The following is a 3567-nucleotide window of genomic DNA, read 5'->3' as shown; positions in this document are numbered from 1 at the left end:
GGAGGGCCTGTCCTTCTTCAACAAGATCCTGCTCGGCTTCGCCGCGGTGGCGCTGCTGGTGGGCACCTTCCTCATCCTCAACACCTTCTCGATCATCGTGGCGCAGCGGACCCGGGAGCTGGCGCTGATGCGCGCCATCGGCGCCAGCGGCCGGCAGATCATCGGTTCGGTGGTGCTGGAGGCCATCGCGGTCGGGTTGATCGCGTCGGTGCTCGGCCTGGCGGCCGGCATCGGTGTGGGGGCGCTGCTGGCGTTCCTGTTCGGCAAGTTGGCCGGTGGGCTGACCCTGGCCGGGATCGGTGTGCCGGCGGCCGCGGTGATCGGTTCCTTCGGCGTCGGTCTGGTGATCACCGTGGTGGCGGCGCTGCTGCCGGCGCTGCGGGCATCCCGGATCCCGCCGATCGCCGCCATGCAGGACGTGGCGACCCCGGACCGGCCGCTGACCAAGGTCACGGTGGCCGGGTCGGTGGTCACCGGCATCGGCGCGCTGCTGCTCTTTTTGGGGCTCAGCGGCAACGCGGGTGGTCAGACCCTGGCCACCATCCTGGGTGGGGTGCTGTTCGCCTTCATCGGCGTGGCGCTGCTGACCCCGCTGATCAGCCGGCCGGTGGTGAGCCTGCTCGGCGCGATCTTCTCCTGGTCGGTGCCGGGCAAGCTGGGCCGACTGAACTCGGGGCGCAACCCGCGCCGCACCGCGATCACCGCCGCCGCGCTGATGGTCGGCATCGCGCTGGTCACCGGCGTCACGGTGATTCTCGACTCGGCCAAGGGCAGCATCAGCGCCCTCGCCCAGGACACCATCAAGGCCGAGCTGGTGATCTCCGGCCAGCAGGGTGGGCCGCGTCCGCCGAGCTTCGACCCGGGTGTGCTGGACCGGGCCAAGGCCCTGCCCGGCGTGCAGATGGTCGACGGCGAGTACGGCGACATGGCCAGGATCAACGGCGAGGGCACCTGGGTGGCGGCGAGCAGCGACGTCGCGTCGCTGCGGCAGATCTTCGGGGCGAAGGCCACCGCCGGTGACATCGACCGGCTCTCACCGACCCAGATGCTCGCCAGCTCCGACACCGCCAAGTCCCGTGGCTGGTCGGTCGGCTCGACGGTGAACGTGCAGCTGACCCGGGGCGAGGCCCGGACGTACACGATCAGCGGCATCTACGAGTCGTCGCAGCTGACCAACCCGGTGACGTTGCCGGCGACCGCGGCGAAGGACTTCGCCATCCCGCAGCCCATCCAGGGCTTCATCCAGCTGGCGGCGGGCGCCCGGGTGGCCGACGTGCAGCCGCAGGTGGAGGCGCTGCTCGCGGACAGTCCCGAGGTGTCGGTGGCCGACCGGGACGCGTTCATCAAGCAGCAGACCGGTCAGCTCGACGGGCTGCTCACGATGATCCAGATCCTGCTGGCGCTGGCCATCGTCATCGCCGTCCTGGGCATCATCAACACCCTCGCGTTGTCGGTGCTGGAGCGGACCCGCGAGCTGGGCCTGTTGCGGGCCATCGGCCTGCGGCGCGGGCAGACCATGGGCATGATCACGGTCGAGGCGGTGGTGATCTCCGTGTTCGGCGCGCTGCTGGGCGTGGCGGTCGGCAGCGGCCTCGGCGCCGCCGTGGTCGAGGCGCTCAAGGACGAGGGCATCACCGACCTGATCCTGCCGTGGGGGCAGATGGGCGTCTTCCTCGGTCTCGCCGCGATCATCGGGGTGGTGGCCGCGGTGCTCCCCGCCGTGCGGGCGGCCCGGATCAACGTCCTGGGCGCGATCGCCCACGACTGACGCCAGACCGAGAGAAGGGGGGCCCCGCAACGGCGGGGTCCCCCTTCTTCGTCAGGCCACGTTTTCGTCAGGCCGCGGCCCGGTCGGCCAGCAGGGCCGCGAGCACCTCCAGGTCCACGCCCGTCAGGCTCTCCACCTGGTGTACGCCGGTCCTGGCGGGCAACGGCACCTCGGCGGGTACGGCCAGCACGGCCGCGCCGGAGGCGAGCGCGCTGGCCACCCCGGTCGGTGAGTCCTCGATCGCCACACACCGCTCGATCGGCACGCCGAGCAGCCGCGCGGCGGTCAGGTAGGGCTCCGGGTGGGGCTTGGCCGCGACCACCTCGTCGCCGGCGACCACCACGTCGAAGGTGTCCCGACCCAGGGTGTCCAGGGCGATCTCGACGAGGGCCCGAGGGCTGGAGGTGACCAGCGCGGTGGGGATTCCCGCCGCGCGGACCGCGTGCAACAGCTCGAACGCCCCCGGCCGCCAGGGCAGACCGCCCCGGAACAGCTCCAGGATCCGGGCGTTGATCCACGCCGCGCTGATCTCGGGGTCCCGTTCGGGCTGCCCCAGGTCGTCGTGCAGGATGCGCATCGACTCGGCCATGGCGGTGCCGATGATCGACCGGCGGGCGTCGGCGGAGAGGTCACCGCCGTACTCGCGCGCCAGTTCCTGCAGCGCGACGTCCCACAGCTTCTCGCTGTCGACCAGCGTGCCGTCCATGTCGAAGAGCACGGCGGCGGGGTGTTGGCTGCTCAGCGGATCCTCCAGGGTCGTGGGCGACACCAGCGATCCTGCCAGCACGACCCGTGGCCGGTGGCGGCAACGGGCGCCGGGGTGATCCGGGCAACCCCGCTCAGCCCAGGTCGCACTCCTTCAGCGAGCGCTCGTAGCCGCGGAAGAACATGTCGGTGCGCTGCTCGGCGGTGCCGTGCGCGCCCTCGGCGAACCACGGCTGGTCGGGGTCGTCGCCGACGGCCGCCACCCCCTCCCGGAACTCGTCCAGGTCGCCCTCGGCGAGGGTCAGGTCGCCGGAGCGCACCGAGTCGCCGAGGTACGCCCCCGCCATGCAGTCGGCCTGCAACTCCTGCTGGATGGTGAAGCTGTAGTTGATGCCGAGGCGCACCTGGATGCCGTGGGCGTACTCGTGGCCGAGCAGGTAGAACACGAACGCGTCACCGACCTCGCGGAACGCGGCCACCGACCAGGCGACGTCGTACGCGATGAAGTCGCCCTGCGAGCAGTAGACCGCGTTGTTGCGGGGCAGCGGCTGCCCGCCGCAGGAGACCTCGCCGGCCCGCTGGTACGGGGTGACCCGCCGGATGGGTTGGAAGCGCTTCCCGGAGGCCTTGAACTGGGCCGTCCAGTAGCGCTCGGCGACCGCCTGCGCGTCGGCGACGTCCTGCTTGAACTCGGCCACGCTGGTGGTGCTGTCGGCGCGGGTGGTGCTCGGCCCCGGCGAGGCGGCCGGCCTGTTCGCCCCCGGGCGTTCGCCCTCCGGCTCGGCCAGCCCACCGCCGGCGCAGGCGAGCGACACCAGCGCGGCGACCACCAGGCCCGCCAGGGGTCCCCGGGCGTCGCGTCCTGACCATGCCCCCACTGTGCCTCCCAGACATCGGCGCTCCCGCTGCGCAGTACCCCGACGGTACGACCACCACGCCCACCGGATTCACGCACCACCGGGCCGGACGGTTCACGCTCAGGCCGGCCGGGCGGCTTGACCCTCGGACCGGCCGGGCGGCTTCACACGGTGCTGGTGCTGCGCAACGCGTTCGCCGACCGCCCAGCCGGGCGCCCCGCACCTGCTCGGCCGGCA

Annotated in this window: 3 protein-coding genes; 1 reads left to right on the top strand and 2 read right to left on the bottom strand. The window is 72.2% G+C overall.

The window, feature by feature from the left end; genetic code table 11:
• A partial coding sequence (locus AB0J68_RS29345; protein WP_363941783.1) for an FtsX-like permease family protein occupies nt 1-1768 on the top strand: 1768 nt, incomplete at its 5' end.
• A gap of 67 nt (nt 1769-1835) precedes the next feature.
• On the opposite strand, the gene AB0J68_RS29340 is transcribed toward AB0J68_RS29345, so the two are convergent.
• Nucleotides 1836-2486: an HAD family phosphatase gene (locus tag AB0J68_RS29340; protein ID WP_355068737.1), complete on the bottom strand. Its 651-nt coding sequence runs from the start codon at nt 2484-2486 to the stop codon at nt 1836-1838.
• 121 nt (nt 2487-2607) lie between these two features.
• Nucleotides 2608-3420, bottom strand: a complete 813-nt coding sequence (locus tag AB0J68_RS29335) for a neutral zinc metallopeptidase (RefSeq protein WP_363941786.1) — start codon at nt 3418-3420, stop codon at nt 2608-2610.
• Between the last annotated feature and the right edge of the window lie 147 nt (nt 3421-3567).

It is taken from the genome of Micromonospora sp. NPDC049580 (assembly GCF_040675595.1).
Classification (GTDB): domain Bacteria; phylum Actinomycetota; class Actinomycetes; order Mycobacteriales; family Micromonosporaceae; genus Micromonospora.
Note: the sequence above shows the minus strand (reverse complement) of the source record. Positions and strands in the feature narration are given on the sequence as shown.